The sequence below is a fragment of the Microbacterium sp. NPDC060117 genome, from assembly GCF_042729315.1.
Lineage (GTDB): Bacteria > Actinomycetota > Actinomycetes > Actinomycetales > Microbacteriaceae > Microbacterium.
Genome location: NZ_JBHWXR010000002.1, coordinates 851,978 through 870,614 on the forward strand (window position 1 = coordinate 851,978; position 18,637 = coordinate 870,614).

Genomic DNA, 18,637 nt, shown 5'->3' on the forward strand with positions numbered 1-18,637 from the left:
TCACTTGCCCGATCCCAGCGTCACACCACGCATGAGCGTTCTCTGGAAGATCAGGAAGAACACGAAGGCGGGCACGATGCCGGCCAGGGCGGCAGCGGCGAGCGCGGTCGGGTCGGACGTGTACTGACCGGTGAGCGCACCCAGGGAGATCGACACCGTCTGATTCGACGCCGACGGGAGGAGCACCAGTGGCAGGAAGAAGTCGTTCCACGTCCAGATGAAGAAGAAGGTGACGAGCACGGAGAGCGTCGGCCGGGTGAGAGGCAGGACGATGTGCCACAGGACTCCAACCCGCGATGCACCGTCGATGCGGGCCGCCTCCAGCACCTCGGCCGGGAAGTCGCTCAGCACGGAGGAGAGCATGTAGGTTCCGAACGCGGCCTGCAGCACCGCGAGGATGATCATCACGCCGAACAGGTTGTCGTAGAGCCCGAGATCCCGCGTGATGAGGAACAGCGGGTAGACGAGCGCCTCCTGCGGGATGGTGAACGCGACCATGAAGATCGCGAGGATCCATACGCGGCCTTTGACCCTGCCGATACCGATCGCATAGGCGTTGATGAGGCTCAACGCGACCGCGATGAGTGCCACTCCACCCGAGAGGAGCACACTGTTCCAGAGCTTCTCCGTGAAGTTGACGTCCTGCCAGAAGTTCGCCAATGCACTGAAGTCCAGCGACCCGGGTGCACTGAGAGGCCCGGTCTGGAGGTACTCGCCGGAGGGTTTGAATGCGTTCGCGATGGCGAGCCAGAGCGGGAACACCATCACAGCCGCACCCGCGACGAGCAGGACGAGGATGATCCACGCGGTGAGGCCACGGCGGTTGCGCGCCGATCGCGCCTTCCTGGGTCGAATGGCATTGCCCGGAATGCCGGTGGGGGTGGTGAGAGCGCTCATCGTCCTGCCTCCTCAGCAGCGCGGTTCTGGAGCTTCAGCATCACGATCGCGACGACGGTCACGACGACGGCGAGCACCGACGAGATCGCCGCTCCGTAGCCGACCTGCGACGTGGTGAAGAAGTTGGAGTAGGAGAAGTAGGCCGGGACGACCGTCGAGGTGCCGGGCCCTCCCTTGGTGAGGATGTAGACGGGTGCGAACACCTTGAGGGCCGCCACGGTGGTCGTCACCAGGACGATCGCGATTTCCGGCCGCAACTGGGTGAGCGTGATGACCCGGAACCGGCGGATCCAGGAGGCGCCGTCCATCTCCGCGGCTTCGTACAGAGCCGGATCGACGCGGGCCATGCCTGCCATAAAGATCACGACGGTGTACCCCAGCTGAAGCCAGATGAGCACATTCATCACCGCGAAGAGCGCGACGGACGGATCTCCGAGCCAGTTGCTCGCGAACTGGCCGAGTCCGATCGTCTTGAGGATCGCGTTGATCACGCCGTAGTCGGGCTGATACATCCACTTCCACAGCACGCCCGCGGCCGCGATCGGCAGGATCTGCGGGAGATAGTACGTCGCGCGCAGAAAACTGGCCACGCGCGCTCCGAACCTCGGCGAGATGAAGTCGAAGAGGATGGCGGCCACCAGCACCCCGATGGCAGTGGGGATCACCGCCATGCCGAGGACGAACGCCAGGCTGTTGGCGAACGACCCCCAGAACAGAGGATCCGCGGCCAGCCGGGTGTAATTGTCCCATCCGATGAACTCCGGCGTGCCGACACCGCTCCATCGGGTCAGGCTGAAGTACCCGTTCATGCCCAGCGGGATCGCGACGACCGCCACGAATCCGATCGTCCCGGGCACCAGGTAGAACCAATACGAGCCCTCGCGTCTCCGCGGCGCGACACTCGACGAGACTTGCTTCGTCATTTCACTCTCCTCCGAGTCGGCCTCGGAGATCTCTCTCCGAGGCCGACTCGTCTGCTTCGTCAGCCCAAGGACTCGTTACTTCTTCGGGGCGCCCTGGTCATAGACCGAGCGCAGCGCATCCGAGACCTGCGCCGGGGTCGACTTCCCGAGTACGAGGTTCGCGGTCTGCGCGATCAGAGCGTCGTTCAGCCCCGCAACGGGCCAGTCGGGGTACCACGCGAGTCCACCGTCGGTCTCCGCCGCCAATGCGGTGAAGTTCTTCGTGGTGAGCTGACCGATAGGGGTGGTGACCTTCGACGGATCTGCCGCCACGGGCACTCCGCCCTCGTTCCCGAGCAGGTTCTGAACCTCGGGGCTCATCGTGATGTCGAGGAAGTCGTAGGCGAGTTCCTTGTTCTTGGCCTTCTGAGGGACCACCCAGATGCTGCCTCCGGATCCCAGTTGGTACGCGCTGTCAGGGAATCGGAACTGGTCGTACTGGAAGTCCTTGATCTTCGTGGAGAAGTCTCCGGACCACCAGGTCCCCGACAGGAACATCGGGTACTTGCCCGTGATGAAGCCGTTGCCGGCGTCCGTGCCCGAGATACCCGTCGAGTTCTTGTCGATGTAGCCGTCGTCCGCCCAGTCCTTCATCGTCTGGGCGCCCTTCTCCCAGGCGCTCCAGTCGACCTTGCCGTCGAAACGCTGGTAGGCGTTCCAGGACTTCTTGTCCATGTGCGTGAGGGCCAGCTGGTAGAGCATATGCTCGCCCGGATAGTCGCTGGTCGACATCGCGAGCGGCGTCACGCCCTTCTCGGTGAAGGCCTTCATCACATTCTCGAACTCACCGAGTGTCTTCGGCACGGTGAGCCCGTTCTTCTCGAAGAGCGTCTTGTTGTACCAGACGGAGACGTACTCGCCCATGTTCGTGATGCCGTAGCGCTTGCCCGCGCCCATGATCCCGTTGCTGTCGTAGAGGCCGACGTCCTGCACGTTCCCGTCGACGGGCCACTTGCGCTGTTTCGCCACGTCGGTGAGGTCGGTCAGGAGACCGGCCTTGGCCACGGTGCCGGCAGTGGCGTTTCCCTTCAAGTACTCGAGGACGTCAGGCGCGTCGTTCGTGTTGAGCAGCAGCTGCCCCGACTGCTGCATCTGCTCGTAGGTCTTCCGTTCGAACTCGACCTTGACGTCCGGGTGCTTCTTCTTGAAGATCTCCAACGCTTTGTTCCAAGCAGTGTTATCGGCATTCCCCTCACTCTCGAACCACCAGGCCTTGAAGGTCTTCCCGTCCGAACTTGAACCTGAGCCTGAGCAGGCGCTGAGGGCCCCCGCCAACATGGCCATCCCGGCGACCGCCGCCCCCGCCCTCAACAACAACTTCTTCGTCGTGCCCATCGTGGATCTCCAATGATCGCGTGCTGTGTGCGCCCCATGCGCTGCAATAGATCTACTGCAGAACAAATTAACTTGTCAAGACTTCTGTGAAGCCCGAAATCTTGCGAGGTTGCCCCGGGTGATCGCGAGAGTATGATCTAGTCCGTACGGAATAGAAGAAGATGGAGGGTGCGTGCCCAAGGACAAGTCCCGGTGGATGGCGACCGATGCCGCACTTCCGATCGCGATCGAGGTTCTCAAGCACGGCCCCATCTCGCGAAACGAAGTCGCTCGTCGGGTGGGACTGACGCGGGGCTCTCTGAGCCGGCTCACGGCGCCCCTCCTCAGCACTGGACTGCTGCTCGAAGTCGGCGAGCTCAGCGACGGCAAGGTGGGGCGCCCGACGCAACTGTTGGACGTCGACCCCGATTCGCACTTCTTCGTCGGGATCAAACTGCGTGAGAACGAGCTCACGACAGCATTGACCAATCTGCGAGGAAGCATCATCCGGTCCCGAGTCCAACCGTTCGACGACAACTCGCCGGGAGCTGTGACTGAGCTGATCGCCCACGAGGTCCGAGAGGTGGCGCAGGGCGTCACCGTGACCGGCATCGGAATCGGAATCGGCGGACTCGTACGGAACCGAGAGGTCGTGACAAGCGCCCATTTCCTCGGCTGGCACGACGTCGCTCTCGCGCACCTGATCTCCGAAGCCACCGGCATCGCGACCATGGTGGAGAACGACGCCATCGCCTTCACGGAGTACGAGCATTGGTTCGGCGAGGGCAAGACCGATGAGCGTTTCGCCGTGGTCACCCTCGGCACCGGGATCGGGTTCGGGCTGGTCATGAACGGCGCTGTCGTCCTCGATGAGGAGTACGGGCGAGGTGCTGTCTCGCATTGGCCCCTCCGCGACAATGGTCCGCTCTGCCAGGAGGGACACCATGGCTGTGCCACAGGGCTTCTTCACGCCGAGGCGCTCTCGCGCCAGCTTTCCGACGTGCTCGGTCGAACCGTGAGCTATCAGGAGGTCATCCGGCTGGCTCAGGGAGGACAACCCGCAGCGCTGCGCCTGGTCGAGGAAGCCGGCACAGGCATCGGACGCCTGCTCGCGGGGATCTGCAGCCTGACGATGCCGCAACGCATCATCATCGGCGGAGAGGGCGTCGAGCTGGCCCGCATCGCATGGGACGCCATTCATGCGAGCATGCGAGCGGACAGAGTCACCGGCTCCCGCACTCCCCCGATCGTGATCACCAGCGGCGACAACGCTGAATGGTGTCGCGGCGCCGCAGTCCTCGCGATCACCGCATTCGTCCAGGATCAGCTTCCGCGCCCTCGTGAGTGATCAGGCGACCGGCTGGCAAGGGCGGCGCGCAGCGAACGCATCGACGAGAAGCCAGTGCGTTCCGCGATCACGCGCATGGCGGTTGCGTTGTTCGCGCCTGTCGCGGCCAGCTCATCCCTGGCGCGCGCCAGTCTCACCTCAGTGACGTAACGGCGAGGTGTCGATCCCACTCTCGAGAACGCCCGAAACAGGTACGAGGGCGAGACATTGATTGCGGATGAGATGTCGGTGATCAACAGGTCGGAATCCGCCGCATTCAGCCGGATGTATGTGCACGCACGCTCCAGGACTGCCGCCTCCGAGACAGAGACTTCATCGAGTCGCTCCAGCAGCGAATCTTGTTCCAGCAGTCCGCGAAGCAACGCAATCAGTGCAGAGAGTACTGCTCCGTCCGCGCCCACGATGCTGTCAGCTCCTTCCGCGAACATCGCAGTGACCAGACTCCGGAAGATCGAGCCTGTGCGTCGGCTCTCGACAAGACGGTCGGTGCCACCGTTCACCCGTGCCGCCGCCGAGCTTCCCAGCACGACTTGGATCAGCGCGACAGGTTCATCGCACTCGAGCTCGAGAGTCTCTTGGGCGCCTCGAACGAAAGTCGCCCCGGGGCCTGCGGCAACCACCGCTCCGTCAGATCCGATGACCCGAGCGGTGCCGCTGACCAGATGCGTGATTGCTAGGACGTCCCCTCGACCCTCCACCGCCGACTCCGCGACGGCGTGGCTTCCACGCACGGGCGCGAAGTACGCACGTCGAATCGCGTATCCCGCGTCGCCGATCTCATTTGCGTACAGCTGGAAGGGACGGGCATAAGCACTGAGCGCCCACCCGCGCTCCCGCAGCCATTGCACGCCATCGGCACCACGGAAGGAATCATGGATGTCGTCCGAGATCCCCGCGCTTCCGTTCGCACGGTGCGTTTTCACGGGTGCCCACGTCCTTCGGGCACGATCACGATGCGCTTCGGCGCGCCTTCCGCGCGAAGAAGTCGTGAACGCATGATCGTGCTTCTCTGCTTCCGTGGGTGATATTCACTCACCGAAGCTAGAGAAGGGGTCTTCACACCCCGCTTGCGGAGGTGAAGACCCCAGATCTCACAGAACTGACGCGATGGCGACGACGATCACGCCTGCCGATACGGCGGCAACGACGACGACGAGCCATACCGGGGCGCCGGCATACTCGCGAAGCAACCAGGGACTGTAGTGGTAATCCCTTCGGCGCGTCCGGGAACTGCGCATTCCTCCCACCCTTGACGCCTACGGCTGGACGGTCGGATACAGGGCGACGGTCTGACCGGACGGCGAGTAGCCGGAAAGCTGAACGCTCTGGGAGAACGTATTGGCCGGCCACACGTAGCTGGTGTTGCGTACGACGGCGCCCGCCGGGATCAGGTACTGTGATCCGTTCGCGACGGCACTGCCAGACCGAGTGAGTGTGCGGACGAAGCCCCCGCCCGCGAACATCAACGGACCGCCTCCGAGCACGGAGATGGTGATCGTTCCGGTGTATGCGGCGGCACCGAAGGTCTGCGGCGTGACCGTGAACATCCACGCGTTGCTCGGGTAGTTGCCTGCACCCGTATTGGACGGATTCGTGAAGGCGATGTTCGAGAAACTCGAGGTGATGTTGTACCGCGGTCCGGTGTAGTTGGACACCTGCAGGATGATGTCGACGTCTCCGTAGCCGGGTGCGCTCGCGCGAACCGTGACGGTTCCGACGCCTATGGCATAGAGGAAGTTCATGAACGCCCAGCCCGTGCCGCCGAGGGTCGTCGCGGTCTCGCTCGACGTACCCGCTGTCAGCGGGTTCTGGCGGAAGTCTGCGACTGAGCTGAGGATGGTGAAGGTCACCGGGACGCCTGCCACGGGGTTGCCGTTCTTGTCCACCACTCGCACGGCAGAGTTTCCTGTGTACGCGCCCGGGTAGCCCGTGAAGGGCTGGTACATGACTTCGATATGCCCGGCAGTGCCTGAAGCGGCCTGTGCGGGCACGGCAACGCCCATTGCGATCACCGGCAACGACCACGCTGAAGCCTTGACGATGGTACGGCGCTTCACCGCCGTGGGCTCACGGTACTGATGTTCCGTCATTCTCTCTCCTTCTTCGAGCGAAGATGAGATCGAGTCTGATGACGCCGACACACGCGCGACGGCCTTGAGCACCGATTGTGGAGTCCGGCGGGCGGAACTGTCGACTGCGATGCCACCGAGGGCCCAAAACGCGCTCGAGACGTTCGCCTTCGTCGTCTTCCCGAGCTTGACAAGTGAACGCCAAAGCGATGCAAGGCCATGCTCGACCACAACGAGGAAGCCCCTGGGATCCGTATCGAAGACACGGGTCCCAGGGGCTTCCTCCAGCGACAGCGACTTGGTTCTGACGAGCGGAGCTCGTGGTGGAGCTGGGGGGAATCGAACCCCCGTCCAACGCTGAGTCTCCACGCCTTCTCCGGGCGCAGTCTGTGCAGACGTTCTGCTCGGCTCCGACCTTTGTCACAGACACCTAAGTCGACAAGCCCAGCCTGGGAAGAGTCCCGTGCGACGTCCAGACGCCATCGCACAGCAAGATTCCTAGATGACGTCAGGATCCGTATCGGAATCACATACGGCCTGACGGACTATCGGGCTCGCTTACGCAGCGAGGGCGAAGTCAGTGCGCTTTGCATTGGCACTTATTGTTTTGCAGGGAGCGTTCACGAGATAACCCTGCATCCTCGGCCCGCTTCTCGTGGATTCACAGGCGCTGTCGAAACCGATCAGCCCCGTGGTCCTTCTTGCGAAGGAGCCGCTGTCGCACTGTGGAATTACCATCGGGCACCGCAGCACCCGAGCATCACAGACTACAACGGATCCGGATGCCGCGCCATTCCGCGCCGACGAAGACGATGCCCCGGCGCCTCCACCGGGGCATCGTTGCCGATCAGCGACAGCAGCGTCGCCTGATCACTTGCCGCTTCCGTTGCACGCCACCCCCGGTGACGGCACGAACTCCTTGAGGCCGGCTTTCACGAACGACCCGTAGGACTGCACGCCGTGATATCTGTCGACGCCGCCGGGGCTCTGATTGCCCCTCATCGCGATCGCGTCGTCATCGAACCCCGGAGGGTTGTTCTCCACCGAGTCCATCCTGTCGAGCCCTGAATAGGCGCATTCGGACGAGGCGTGGGACGGTCCGGATGTCGGATCTCCGTTCCCGTTGGTCTCGCCTGCGTATGCCGCGCTGGATCCCGCTGCAACGAGCCCCAGCGCGATCGCACAAGCGATCGCCAGTCGTTTCATCTGATGGTCCTCCTTCACGCAGTTCACCTTCGCCGAGGCGCGGAACTGCGCCGCGGTGGCCGAATTCTACGCGCGACCCTCGGCCCCGTGAAGAGCAGCCGCCCTTGCCGGCCGGCACGCACGGTGCGACTTCGCGGGCCGATCCCGCAGTCCGGATCGGACCGTGCCGTAGAGTCACGGCATGAGCGAGGTCGTCATCACCGTCCGGGGCGAGCACGAGGTGCGGATCGCACCCGAACGCGCCATCGTCACCTTGTCCGTCGCACTGGACGGCCCCGACCGGGAGGCGGTCGTCGCCCGCACTCTGGCGCTCGCCGATCCTGTTCGCACCAGCATCGTCGCGCGCGAGGGATCCGGTGCCGTGGAGGAATGGTCGAGCCGTCGGCTCGCCGTACGGTCGGAACGGCCCTGGAACAACGACGGAACCCGGCTCGCCCTGGTCCACCACGCCTCGGTCGACTTCGCCGCGACCTTCACCGACTTCGCAGAGCTCTCCGCATGGGTGGCCGACCTGTCCGCGTGGGAGGGCGTCTCCGTGGCGGGCACCACATGGATCCTCACACCGGAGACACGGGCGCGCGTCGAGCAGGAGGTCGCCGCCGCGGCCGTGCGGACAGCGGTCGCACGAGCAGGCGCCTATGCGAACGCGCTGGGGCTGACGAAGGTCGAGCCGATCGAGATCGCAGATGCCGGTCTCATCACCGACCGCGGCGCGGCGGACATGGCCCCGAAGGCGATGCGCGCGTTCGCCGCTCCCCCCTCGGGCGCCGGGCTCGAGCTGCAGGGCGACGACCTCACCGTCTCCGCGACCGTCGAGGCGCGGTTCGTCGCGGCCTAGGCGGCGACGGACCGCGCCTCGCGGTCGGTCTCGGACTCAGGCCCGCCTGCGACGTGCGACGATCACGGTGACCGCCCCGGCCAGCAGCAGCATGAGCGCCGCGCCGAGCGCGGGGAACGGATCCGCTCCGGTCGCCGGCAGCGCCCCCGCCCCTGTGCCGCCGGGGACCGTCGTCGGCGCGGGCGTCGGCGTGATGCTCGGGGACGGCGTGGGGGTCGGTGTGACCGCCACCGGCGTCAGGACGAAGTCCTGGCCCTCGATGAGCTCCCCGGCATCCGTGAGCGTGACGGAGCGGCTGACCGGCGTGGCGCCCGTGTATCCGTCGGGCACGGTGACCGCGATCGTGTAGTCCCCCGGCGGAAGGTCGCCGAGGGCGTATCCGCCGTCACCGTCCGTCGTGACCGTGACGGCGCCGTCGGGTCCGGTCACCGTGACCGTGGCGTTCGCAATCGCACCGCCGTCCTGCGCGGTGACCGCACCCGCGACGGATCCGAGACGAGCGAGTGCGAAGTCGACGTCGGTGACGTCCAGCGCCCCGACCGTCTCTGCGCGGGACGCGGCGCCGGAGACGGCATAGCCCTGGGGCGCCTGAACGGCGACCGTGTAGTCGCCGGAGGGAAGCCGTGGGAAGGAGTAGGTGCCGTCGGCGGCGGTCACGGTCTGCACCGTGCCGCCCGGACCGTCCGCCGTGACGACCACTCCGCCGACTCCGTGACCTGCTGCGGTCACGGTGCCCGACAGCGTCGGCAGCTCCTGCAGGACGAAGTCCTTCCCGGTGATCGGCGTCTCGTCGTTACCCGGCACGGTGAACGGGCTCGGCGAGGAGATCACCGAATAGCCGTCGGGTGCGGTGATGGTGACCGCGTGGATCCCCACGGGGACGTCGTCGAGCAGATAGGTGCCGTCGGCGGCTGTGACGACCGTGCGTCCGCCGTCGAGCGTCACCGTCGCACCGGCGACCGGATTGCCGTGCTGGTCGCGCGCGGTTCCCGACACCGGAACCGGAACGATGTCACGCACCGAGAAGTCGGCCGTCCCGTCAGCGTTCGAGGCATCGACCGTACGGGAGGGGTCGTCGGAGATCTTGCCCGTCGGCGGCGTGATCTGCACGCGATAGCCGTCGGTGGCCAGCACATCGGGGAACGAATAGGTGCCATCGGTCGAGGTCGTGGCCTCACCCAGGACGGACCCGTCGGATCCGATCAGTCGCACGACGGTGCCGTCCGAGGGGCCACCGGCGCTCGTGTCTGTCACGGTGCCCGAGATCGTGCGCGTGATGGCCGCGAACCACGTCTGGTAGACCGGGAACCCGGCGCGGCGGGTGAACGCGAACGCCAGGGAGGCGATCGGCGCGTTCGGTTCGAACCAGGCGGACGCCCCGCTCGTGTCCGTGGCGGTCGGGTTGCCGGTGAGCGTCGTCGTGGCAGGGTCCCAGCTCGGCACGTCCGCGGCATCGCCCGTGCAGGACGGCTTGCCGGCGAGGCCGGGGGCGCAGTAGTTGAACCCGCCGCGGAAACCGAGCTGTGCGGCGGTGAGCGGCTGCCCGTCAGGACCGAGAGCCGTGATCCGCACCTTGTCGGCGTCGATGTCGCCCAGCACGAACGTCCAGTTGACGGTCGGCGTCGGTCGAGCGAAGGTGTAGGTGGTCTCGGAGGGAGACGTGGCGTTGTCGGCGCGCGGGCGCAGGTTCAGGTACTGCTGATCGCGACTGCTGCCGTACTTCGCCCCGACGTCGGTCGACGCGGCCAGCCAGACGCTGGCACCGGAGATCACGCCGACGGATCCGCCGCGCGAATCGCTGGTGTAGTCGGCCTGCAGCTGCGGCGAGGCGATCTGCACATGCCCCGAGTACGCGCCGCTGGACCCCTGCATGTCACCCCAGTCGGCCCAGGGCGTGCCGGTCGCGGCGGAGGCGGGCACGCCGAAGGCGAGGGCGGTGAGCGCTGTCAGAGCGGCGGCGGCGAACGCGACGGTACGTCTCATACCGATATGTTGGCAGAGATCCGCGCCTGCCGCCGCCCTCCGACGGCGGGACCGCGAGCGCCGGGGCGGTCGCTGCCGCCGCGTTCAGACCGCGAAAGGCGCGAGCTCCGCCGCGAGCCTCTCGTTCACGTGCGCATGGATGCGGGTGCCCGCCTCCTCGTGCGCGACGTCGATCAGCAGCCCGCTCTCGTGCACGGCCGCGACGAGGTCGCCGCGGTCGTACGGCACGACGGCGTGGATCTCCACGGCCGGCTTCGGCAGCACCTCGTCGATCGCGGCCCGCAGTTCGGCGATGCCCTCGCCGCTGCGGGACGACACGAAGTGCGCGCCTGGCACGAGTCCGCGCAGCACCATCCGCTCGTCGTCGGCCAGCAGATCCGCCTTGTTGAACACGATGATCTCGGGGATGCTGCGTGCGCCCACATCGCCCATCACATCGCGCACGGTCTTGATCTGCCCTGCCGGATCCGGGTGGGATCCGTCGACGACGTGCACGATGACGTCCGCATCGGCCACTTCCTCGAGCGTCGAGCGGAACGCCTCCACGAGCTGATGCGGCAGGTTGCGCACGAAGCCGACGGTGTCGGTGAGCGTGTAGACGCGCCCGTCCGTCGTCTCCGACCGGCGCACGGTGGCGTCCAGGGTGGCGAACAGCGCGTTCTCCACGAGCACGCCCGCGCTGGTGAGCGCGTTGAGCAGACTCGACTTGCCGGCGTTCGTGTATCCGGCGATCGCGACGGAAGGGATCGTGTGACGCTTGCGCTCGGCGCGCTTGGCCTCGCGCGCGGGCTTGAAGTCGCGGATCTGCTTGCGCAGCATGGCCATGCGGGTGCGGATGCGGCGACGATCGAGCTCGATCTTCGTCTCACCGGGGCCGCGCGAGCCCATGCCCGCACCGCCGGCGCCGACCTGGCCACCGGCCTGACGGCTCATCGACTCGCCCCAGCCGCGCAGACGAGGCAGCAGGTACTCGAGCTGAGCGAGTTCCACCTGAGCGCGGCCCTCGCGGCTCTTGGCGTGCTGGCTGAAGATGTCGAGGATCACCGTGGTGCGATCGATCACCTTCACCTTGACGACGTCCTCCAGTGCGCGACGCTGGGATGACGCGAGCTCCGTGTCGGCGATCACCGTGTCCGCACCGACCGCGGCCACGATGTCCTTGAGCTCCTGGGCCTTGCCGCGCCCCAGGTAGGTGGCGGGATCAGGGTGCGGGCGACGCTGCAGCAGGCCGTCCAGCACCACCGCGCCCGCCGTCTCCGCGAGCGCGGCGAGTTCGCGCAGCGAGTTCTCGGCATCCTCCTGCGCCCCCTGGGGGTACACGCCGACCAGCACCACGTTCTCCAGACGGAGCTGGCGGTACTCGACCTCGGTGACGTCCTCGAGCTCGGTGCTCAGGCCTGCCACGCGCCGCAGCGCGTGCCGATCCTCCACCTCCCACTGGTCGCCGTCGGTGGAGGTGTAGCCCGCGGTGGCGGTGTCCTGCAGCGCCTGGGCGGATCCGAAGACGTGCGATTCCGCCCGTCGCTCGGCCGCTGCCAGGACGCGCTCGACCGCGTCGCCGTGCTCGTCATGTGTCGTGGACTGCGTCATCCGCACCTTTCTCGTGCCCGCCGATTCGGTCGGGCGCCTTAACTTTAGCTGTGAGTGTCCGCTACGCTCGCTCCATGGGCTCGGACCACTACTTCACTGCGGCCCCCGCCAGCCCCGAGAACCTCCGCAGGATCAGGGTGACCCTCGCGGGCCGAGAGATCGAACTCACCACCGCGGCCGGAGTCTTCAGCCCCGATCACGTGGATGTCGGAACCTCCGTGCTCCTCGCGAACACCCCGCCTCCGCCTCCCGGCGGGCATCTGCTCGATCTCGGGTGCGGCTGGGGTCCGATCTCGCTGTCGCTCGCCCTCGCCGCACCGCACGCGACCGTGTGGGCGGTGGATGTGAACGAGCGGGCACTGGATCTCGTCCGACGCAACGCCGCGGAACTCGGCCTTGAGAACGTCAACGCCGTCACCCCCGACGATGTTCCCGATGACGTGAGCTTCCGCTCGATCCGATCCAACCCGCCCATCCGCGTCGGCAAAAGCGAGTTGCACGATCTGCTCGAGCGGTGGATCCCGCGGCTGGACGAACGCGCGGACGGATGGTTCGTGGTGAGCCGCAATCTCGGAGCCGACTCCCTGCAGCGCTGGCTCGCGACCACGTTCGACGACGGCTACAGCGTCTACCGTGCGACCACGGGCCGCGGGTTCCGCGTGCTGAAGGTCCGCCGGCACGGCACGCCCCGCACCGACGCGATCTCGCTGCCGTAACGCCGCAGCCGGCCACGGCCCCGCCGCCGGTGCGCGGTCGGCCTGGTCCGAGCCGTCTCAGGGCGGTCGGTCTCAGGCGAGCTCGATCTCGCCGGAGAAGGCGAGCTGGGCCGGTCCCGAGAGGAACGCGTGCTCGCCGCCAGCTCCGGGCTCCATGGTCACTCGGAGTGTTCCGCCCGGGACCTCCACGAGCCACTCGTCGGGAGCGCCCGCGCCGGCCCAGTGCCGCACGGCGAGAGCCGTGGCCACCACGCCGGTGCCGCAGCTGAGGGTCTCCCCCACGCCGCGCTCGAACACGCGCATGCGCACCCGGCCGACGCCGTCCTGCACGAGCGGTTCCGCCGGCACGACGAACTCGACGTTCGCGCCGTGCTCGGGCATCGGCGCGAGTTCTGGACCGTGCGTGAGCTCGAGTCCGTCCAGCTCGGCGTCGGACGCGATCGCGACCACCACATGCGGGTTGCCGACGTCGATGCCGAGCCCCGGACGGGGAACGCTCAGACCCGTCGCGCGGGCGAGCGGGTCGTCGCCGGAGAGTCGCCAGCCGCCGATGTCGACGCGGTAGCCCTCGGCGCTGCGTGTGACCTCCCGTACCCCGGCGCGCGTGCCGATCGCAAGCGATCCGCCCTCGTCGAGCTCGGCGAGCCCGGTGCGCAGCAGGTAGTGCGCGAACACCCTGACCCCGTTGCCGCACATCTCGGCGACGGACCCGTCGGCGTTGCGGTAGTCCATGAACCATTCGGCGGCCGGATCCTCGGCGAGCGCGGCCGTCCCCTCGGGAAGGGCCGCGGAGCGCACCACCCGCAGCAGGCCGTCCGCGCCGATGCCGAAATGACGGTCGCAAAGGGCGGCGACCTGGTCGGCGCCGACGTCGAGGGCACCGTCGGGGTCGGCGATGATGACGAAGTCGTTGCCCGTGCCATGCCCCTTGGTGAATGCGACCATGCCTCGATTCTAGGGGCGGCGCTTCGGCGCCTGCTGCGTGGACGACCCCGCCGTGCCGTCGTCCGGCGCCGCTCTGCCAGGAGCGGATCCGCCCCCGGCAGATCCGATGGCGCGGCCGCCGCCGCCGGACGCAGGCTGAGGTCATGACCGATGACATGCCCCGCAACCTCTTCGACGCCGACACGCGGCGGATGCTGTTCGCGCGCCGGGTGCTCGTGCTCGACGGTGCGCTCGACGACGACAACGGCGTGCTACTCATGACCCAGCTGCTCGCCCTCGCCGCTGAGGATCCGGACGCCGACATCACGCTCTGGATCCACTCCCCCGGCGGATCCGTTCCCGCCATGCTCGCGATCCGCGATCTCATGCGCACGGTGCCGTGCGACGTATCCACGATCGCCTTCGGGCTCGCCTGCAGCGCCGGCCAGTTCCTGCTCTCGGCCGGGACGAAGGGCAAGCGCCGGGCATTGCCGCACAGCCGGATCCTGCTGCATCAGGGATCCGCGGGCATCGGCGGCACCGCCGTCGACGTCGCACTGCAGGCCGCAGATCTGCGGCACACACGGGACACCGTGCTGGGGCTCATCGCCGAGGACACCGGGCAGAGCATCGACCGCGTCTTCGAGGACTCACTGCACGACCGCTGGTACAGCGCCGAGGAGGCCCTCGCCTACGGATTCATCGACGAGATCACCTCGGACTTCGCCGCGGTCCTGCCTCGTCCCAACCGCCGGAGCATCGGCCTGACCGCAGAAGGAGCCTGACCATGGCCTCATTCCTCGTCCCCAACGTCATCGCGACCTCGCCCCGCGGCGATCGCGTGCTGGACGTCTATTCGCATCTGCTCGCCGAGCGGGTGATCTACCTCGGGACACCGCTGGACGCCGACGTCGCCAACGTCCTCGTGGCGCAGCTGCTGCACCTCGACGCCACGGGCAGCGACCGGGACATCCAGCTCTACATCAACTGCGAGGGCGGGGATCCCAGCGCCATGCTCGCGGTCTACGACACCATGCGCTTCATCCGCTCGGACGTGGCGACGTTCTGCATCGGGCAGGCCGTGTCGGTCGGCGCCGTGCTTCTGGCGGCCGGCGCCGCCGGCAAGCGCGCCGCACTCCCGCACGCACGGGTGATCCTGCATCAGCCCGCGGCGCAGGGCCGCGGCACGATCCCGGATCTGATCCTGCAGGCCGACGAGGTCGTGCGCGTGCGCGACAGCCTGGAGCAGATCCTCGTCGCGCACTCGGGGCAGAGCGCCGAGCGGCTGCGCACCGACACGGATCGCGACCTCGTGCTCACGGCGGAGGCCGCGCGCGCGTACGGACTCGTGGATCAGGTCGTGACGCAGGCTCCTCCCAGCGTGCCCTCCACTGCGGCGGGACCCGCTCAGGCGGCCAGCGCGTAGGCGGCGCGCACGGGCTGCGCGGGCTGCCGGATCGGCGCCGCCGACCCCATCGTGATCCGTTCGGCGACGCCCAGGGTGAGATCGAGCAGAGTGAGATCGAGAGCCCCGGACACCGCGGCGAGCATCTCGCTGGACGCCTCCTTGCGTCCCCGCTCCATCTCCGACAGGTACTGCGGCGAGACGCCTGCACGCTGGGCGGTCTCGACGAGCGTCTCGCCGCGGTCCCTGCGGGCATCGCGCAGCAGCTCTCCCACGACGCTCCGCCAGAGTCGCTCGGGCTCGCCGCCCTGGCTCTTGCGAGGCTCGTGCGCGGACGTGGGATCGGTGCGGGCGGTGTCAGAGGTCGCGGTCATGGCGCCATGCTAGGCACGCCGCTTCCGCGGATGCGACCGGATCCGCTCTGAGCAGAATCCCGCGTGAGTCCCTCCGGAAGATGGGTGAGTTCCCCGATCCGGGATGCGTCCTCGCGCGGTGGAATCGAAGAGCGGAACACTTCCGCGCCCTCACGAAAGGAAACGCTCATGGCGCTCTACATGGATGTCCATACGCTCGACGGCCCCGTGGCGATGGCCGACGTCGCCGCAGCGCACGCCGCGGATCTGGCCACGCAGGATCAGCACGGCGTGCACTACCTCCGGTACTGGGTCGACGAGTCCGCGGGCAAGATCTTCTGCCTGGTCGACGCCCCCGATGCGGAGGCCGCGAACACGGTGCACCGCGAGGCGCACGGTCTCGTCGCCGACGAGATCCATCTCGTCAGCGAGGGTGTCTGAGCGGTTGAATGGAGACGTGCTCGTCGAACGGGATGCCCTCCTGGCCGAGCTCGTCACCGATCTCGACGACGCGCTCGCGGGATCCGGTCATGTCGTCTTCCTGGGCGGCGAGGCCGGAGTCGGCAAGACGGCTCTGGTGCGCGCACTCGCCCGGATCGCACGCCCGCGCTGCGGCGTACGGATCGGCGGCGCTGACAACATCACAACGCCGGGAGCGCTCGGCGCGTTCCAGGATGCGATACCCGAGATCGGGCCTTCCGTCGCCGCCGGCGGGGATCGGATCCGGTTGTTCCGCGAACTCCGGGATCTGATCGCCGCCGCTCCCGCACTGCTGGTGCTCGAGGATCTGCACTGGGCCGATGAGGCGACCCTGGACGCGCTCCGCTATCTCGCGCGGCGCATCGAGACGGCCCCCGTGCTCCTGGTCGTGACCTATCGGCATGACGAGGTCACCGCCCGCCATCCGCTCACCTCGCTGCTCGGCGATCTCGCCACGGCGACGGAGGTGCGCCGACTGCTCGTGCCGCCGCTGACGGTCGACGGGGTCGCGCGACTCGTCGCGGACTCGGGCGACGCCGTGGACCCGACGGCGCTCCATCTGCGCACCGGGGGGAACGCTTTCTTCGTCACGGAGAGCCTCGCGATCGGCGGTGTGGCGCTGCCCGCCACGGTGAGCGACGCGATCCTCGCCCGCGTCGCCCGGCTGACTTCCGCCGCCCAGGACGTGGTGGCGGCCGCGGCGATCCTGGGTGCAGGCGCCGATGCCGACCTGCTCGCACGCATCGCCGCGCAGGCGCTGGACGCCGTCGACGAATGCGCGGACGCGGGCGTGCTGATCGAGATCGACGGCTCCCTGGGGTTCCGCCATGAACTGGCACGAGAGGCCGTCGAGCAGAGCCTCTCGGCCGTGCGCCGTCGGCAGTTGCACGGACGCGCGCTGCGCGCCCTCGCCGAACGGACCCCGGAGGACCATCGCACTCTCGCGCATCACGCCGTGGGCTGCGGCGACGAAACGGCCGCGATGGCGCATGCGGTCGCCGCCGCGGAGAAGGCCGCGCACGGCAGCGCCCACCGGGAGGCGGCGGAGCACTACCGCCTCGCCGTGCGGCACAGCAGCAGCGCCGCCGAGCGGGCGGCGCTGTTCGTCGCCCTGTCCTACGAGTGCTACCTGACCGACCAGCTGCCGGAGGCGCTCACCGCGCGGCAGCAGGCGCTCGAGCTGCACGAGCTGGTGGGAGACACGCGCCGACTCGGTGACGACGAGCGGTGGCTCTCGCGGCTCTCCTGGTTCTCCGGGCACGGGAAGGATGCGCAACGATACGGTCTGCGCGCCGTCACGACCCTGGAGCAGCTGCCACCGGGGGTGGAACTTGCCTGGGCGTACAGCAACTACGCGCAGCTGCGGATGCTCGCCGAGGAGGCCGAAGAGGTCGAGTTCTGGGGGCGCAAGGCGCTCCGACTCGCCCGCGCTCTGAGCAGCCAGGACATCGAGAGCCATGCGCTCAACAACCTCGGAACGGCGGAACTCCAGTCCGGCCGTGTGGAGCAGGGGCAGCGGGATCTGGCCCGCAGCCTCGACATCGCGCGAGCCGCCGATCTTCCCGAGCACGTGGCGCGGGCGTACACCAACCTCGGCTCGTCGGCGGTGCTGCAGAAGCGCTTCGCCGATGCTCATGCGGCTCTGGGCGCGGGGATCGCGTTCTGCGAGGACCGCGACCTCGACTCCTGGGCCTGCTACATGACGGCGTGCCTCAGCCTCGCGCTGGCCGATGAGGGCCGCTTCGACGAGGCGCTGGCCGCCGCCGACTCGCTGCTGGACCACGCCGGCACGGCCCCCGTCTCCCTCATGCCCGCCGCAGGGGCCGCCGCCCGCGTGCTGGCCCGACGCGGCGCCGACGCGACGCCGAGGCTGGCGCTCGCGCAGCGCCTGGCGGCGGAGGCGGGTGAGCTGCAGCGCCTCGCCCCCGCGGTGTGCGCCGCCGCCGAGCACGCCTGGCTCACCGGTGATGCCGGGGCCATCGATGCGCTGACGGCATCGACGTGGGAGCTCGCCCTCGCGCACGACGAGGAATGGGCCACCGGAGAACTCGCATGGTGGCGAATGCTCGGCGGGGCGCCCTTCGCCGCGGATCGGGTGGCGGAGCCGTTCGCACTCATGCTGACCGGCGATACCCGTGCGGTGAGAGCGTGGACCGAGCGCGGCTGCCCGGTGTGGGCCGCCTACGCGGCGATGCTCGATCCCGATATCGCCGTCGTCGACCAGGCCGTGCGCACGCTCGACGGGCTCGGCGCGGCGGCGGCGATCGAGGCGATTCTGCGCACCCGGCACGACCGCGGGCTCGCGCTGCCGCGCCGACCCCGTGCGCAGGCCCGCGGCAACCCCGCCCAGCTCACGGCACGGGAGCTCGAGGTGCTCGGCCTGCTCGGCGAGGGTCTGTCGACCCCGGAGATCGCCGAGCGGTTGATCCTATCCCGGCGCACGGTCGAGCATCACATCGCCGCAGTGCTCCGCAAGCTCGGCGAGCCGACCCGCGGGCGTGCGGTCGCCGCGGCGTCCCGGCGGGGTCTGCTGCCGGAGTGACACCGTCGGG

General features: G+C 68.1%; 18 protein-coding genes and 1 other RNA gene. 8 read left to right on the forward strand and 11 right to left on the reverse strand.

The window, feature by feature from the left end:
* The 3 genes from ACFWCK_RS10265 to ACFWCK_RS10275 form a co-directional block, all read right to left on the reverse strand.
* Window positions 1-897: a carbohydrate ABC transporter permease gene (locus ACFWCK_RS10265; protein ID WP_378805721.1), complete on the reverse strand. Its 897-nt coding sequence runs from the start codon at window positions 895-897 to the stop codon at window positions 1-3.
* Window positions 894-1,820, reverse strand: coding sequence for a carbohydrate ABC transporter permease (locus tag ACFWCK_RS10270; protein WP_378805722.1), 927 nt, complete (start codon window positions 1,818-1,820; stop codon window positions 894-896). Before ACFWCK_RS10270 ends, ACFWCK_RS10265 begins: the two co-directional genes overlap by 4 nt.
* A gap of 75 nt (window positions 1,821-1,895) precedes the next feature.
* On the reverse strand, window positions 1,896-3,017 hold the full coding sequence (locus tag ACFWCK_RS10275) for an ABC transporter substrate-binding protein (protein WP_378805723.1): 1,122 nt from the start codon (window positions 3,015-3,017) through the stop codon (window positions 1,896-1,898).
* Between ACFWCK_RS10275 and ACFWCK_RS10280 the strand changes: the two genes are divergently transcribed.
* Both ACFWCK_RS10280 and ACFWCK_RS10285 read left to right on the forward strand, forming a co-directional pair.
* Window positions 3,004-3,210, forward strand: coding sequence for a hypothetical protein (locus ACFWCK_RS10280; protein ID WP_378805724.1), 207 nt, complete (start codon window positions 3,004-3,006; stop codon window positions 3,208-3,210). The genes ACFWCK_RS10275 and ACFWCK_RS10280 overlap by 14 nt on opposite strands.
* A 156-nt stretch (window positions 3,211-3,366) precedes the next feature.
* Window positions 3,367-4,521 (forward strand): ROK family protein, encoded by a 1,155-nt coding sequence (locus ACFWCK_RS10285; RefSeq protein ID WP_378805725.1) that lies wholly within the window; start codon window positions 3,367-3,369, stop codon window positions 4,519-4,521.
* Here ACFWCK_RS10285 and ACFWCK_RS10290 read toward each other — a convergent pair.
* From ACFWCK_RS10290 to ACFWCK_RS10305, 4 genes are all read right to left on the reverse strand, one after another.
* Window positions 4,497-5,444, reverse strand: a complete 948-nt coding sequence (locus ACFWCK_RS10290; protein WP_378805726.1) for a helix-turn-helix domain-containing protein — start codon at window positions 5,442-5,444, stop codon at window positions 4,497-4,499. The genes ACFWCK_RS10285 and ACFWCK_RS10290 overlap by 25 nt on opposite strands.
* 333 nt (window positions 5,445-5,777) lie before the next feature.
* Window positions 5,778-6,611 carry a hypothetical protein gene (locus tag ACFWCK_RS10295; protein ID WP_378805728.1) on the reverse strand — a complete coding sequence of 278 codons (834 nt, stop codon included), beginning with the start codon at window positions 6,609-6,611 and terminating at the stop codon, window positions 5,778-5,780.
* 300 nt (window positions 6,612-6,911) lie between these two features.
* Window positions 6,912-7,281, reverse strand: a transfer-messenger RNA (tmRNA) gene (gene ssrA / locus ACFWCK_RS10300).
* Between the two features lie 179 nt (window positions 7,282-7,460).
* The gene (locus ACFWCK_RS10305; protein ID WP_233309710.1) at window positions 7,461-7,634 is read right to left on the reverse strand and encodes a hypothetical protein; all 174 of its coding nucleotides are present in this window, start codon (window positions 7,632-7,634) and stop codon (window positions 7,461-7,463) included.
* Window positions 7,635-7,977: 343 nt separating this feature from the next.
* Here ACFWCK_RS10305 and ACFWCK_RS10310 point away from each other — a divergent pair, with 343 nt between their 5' ends.
* Window positions 7,978-8,634 (forward strand): SIMPL domain-containing protein, encoded by a 657-nt coding sequence (locus tag ACFWCK_RS10310; protein ID WP_378805729.1) that lies wholly within the window; start codon window positions 7,978-7,980, stop codon window positions 8,632-8,634.
* A 36-nt stretch (window positions 8,635-8,670) separates the two neighbouring features.
* Here ACFWCK_RS10310 and ACFWCK_RS10315 read toward each other — a convergent pair whose 3' ends face one another.
* A complete protein-coding gene (locus tag ACFWCK_RS10315; RefSeq protein ID WP_378805730.1) occupies window positions 8,671-10,617 on the reverse strand; it encodes a collagen binding domain-containing protein in 1,947 nt (648 codons plus the stop codon).
* An 84-nt stretch (window positions 10,618-10,701) separates the two neighbouring features.
* Entirely contained in the window at window positions 10,702-12,207 is a 1,506-nt protein-coding gene (gene hflX / locus ACFWCK_RS10320; protein ID WP_233309704.1) for a GTPase HflX, read from the reverse strand.
* A gap of 74 nt (window positions 12,208-12,281) precedes the next feature.
* Between hflX and ACFWCK_RS10325 the strand changes: the two genes are divergently transcribed.
* On the forward strand, window positions 12,282-12,923 hold the full coding sequence (locus tag ACFWCK_RS10325; RefSeq protein ID WP_378805731.1) for a class I SAM-dependent methyltransferase: 642 nt from the start codon (window positions 12,282-12,284) through the stop codon (window positions 12,921-12,923).
* A 72-nt stretch (window positions 12,924-12,995) separates the two neighbouring features.
* Here ACFWCK_RS10325 and dapF read toward each other — a convergent pair whose 3' ends face one another.
* Window positions 12,996-13,868, reverse strand: a complete 873-nt coding sequence (dapF, locus tag ACFWCK_RS10330; RefSeq protein WP_233309701.1) for a diaminopimelate epimerase — start codon at window positions 13,866-13,868, stop codon at window positions 12,996-12,998.
* Between the two features lie 143 nt (window positions 13,869-14,011).
* Between dapF and ACFWCK_RS10335 the strand changes: the two genes are divergently transcribed.
* Together ACFWCK_RS10335 and ACFWCK_RS10340 are read left to right on the forward strand one after the other, a co-directional pair.
* Entirely contained in the window at window positions 14,012-14,632 is a 621-nt protein-coding gene (locus tag ACFWCK_RS10335; RefSeq protein WP_378805732.1) for a ClpP family protease, read from the forward strand.
* Window positions 14,633-14,634: 2 nt separating this feature from the next.
* Window positions 14,635-15,273, forward strand: a complete 639-nt coding sequence (locus ACFWCK_RS10340) for a ClpP family protease (RefSeq protein WP_378805733.1) — start codon at window positions 14,635-14,637, stop codon at window positions 15,271-15,273.
* On the opposite strand, the gene ACFWCK_RS10345 is transcribed toward ACFWCK_RS10340, so the two are convergent.
* Window positions 15,255-15,626 (reverse strand): helix-turn-helix domain-containing protein, encoded by a 372-nt coding sequence (locus ACFWCK_RS10345; protein WP_378805734.1) that lies wholly within the window; start codon window positions 15,624-15,626, stop codon window positions 15,255-15,257. The two genes, ACFWCK_RS10340 and ACFWCK_RS10345, sit on opposite strands and share 19 nt — an antisense overlap.
* A 168-nt stretch (window positions 15,627-15,794) precedes the next feature.
* On the opposite strand from ACFWCK_RS10345, the gene ACFWCK_RS10350 reads away from it, so the two are divergent.
* A complete protein-coding gene (locus ACFWCK_RS10350; RefSeq protein WP_233309694.1) occupies window positions 15,795-16,046 on the forward strand; it encodes a DUF4242 domain-containing protein in 252 nt (83 codons plus the stop codon).
* Window positions 16,047-16,062: 16 nt separating this feature from the next.
* Window positions 16,063-18,627 (forward strand): ATP-binding protein, encoded by a 2,565-nt coding sequence (locus ACFWCK_RS10355; protein ID WP_378805735.1) that lies wholly within the window; start codon window positions 16,063-16,065, stop codon window positions 18,625-18,627.
* Window positions 18,628-18,637 lie beyond the last annotated feature (10 nt).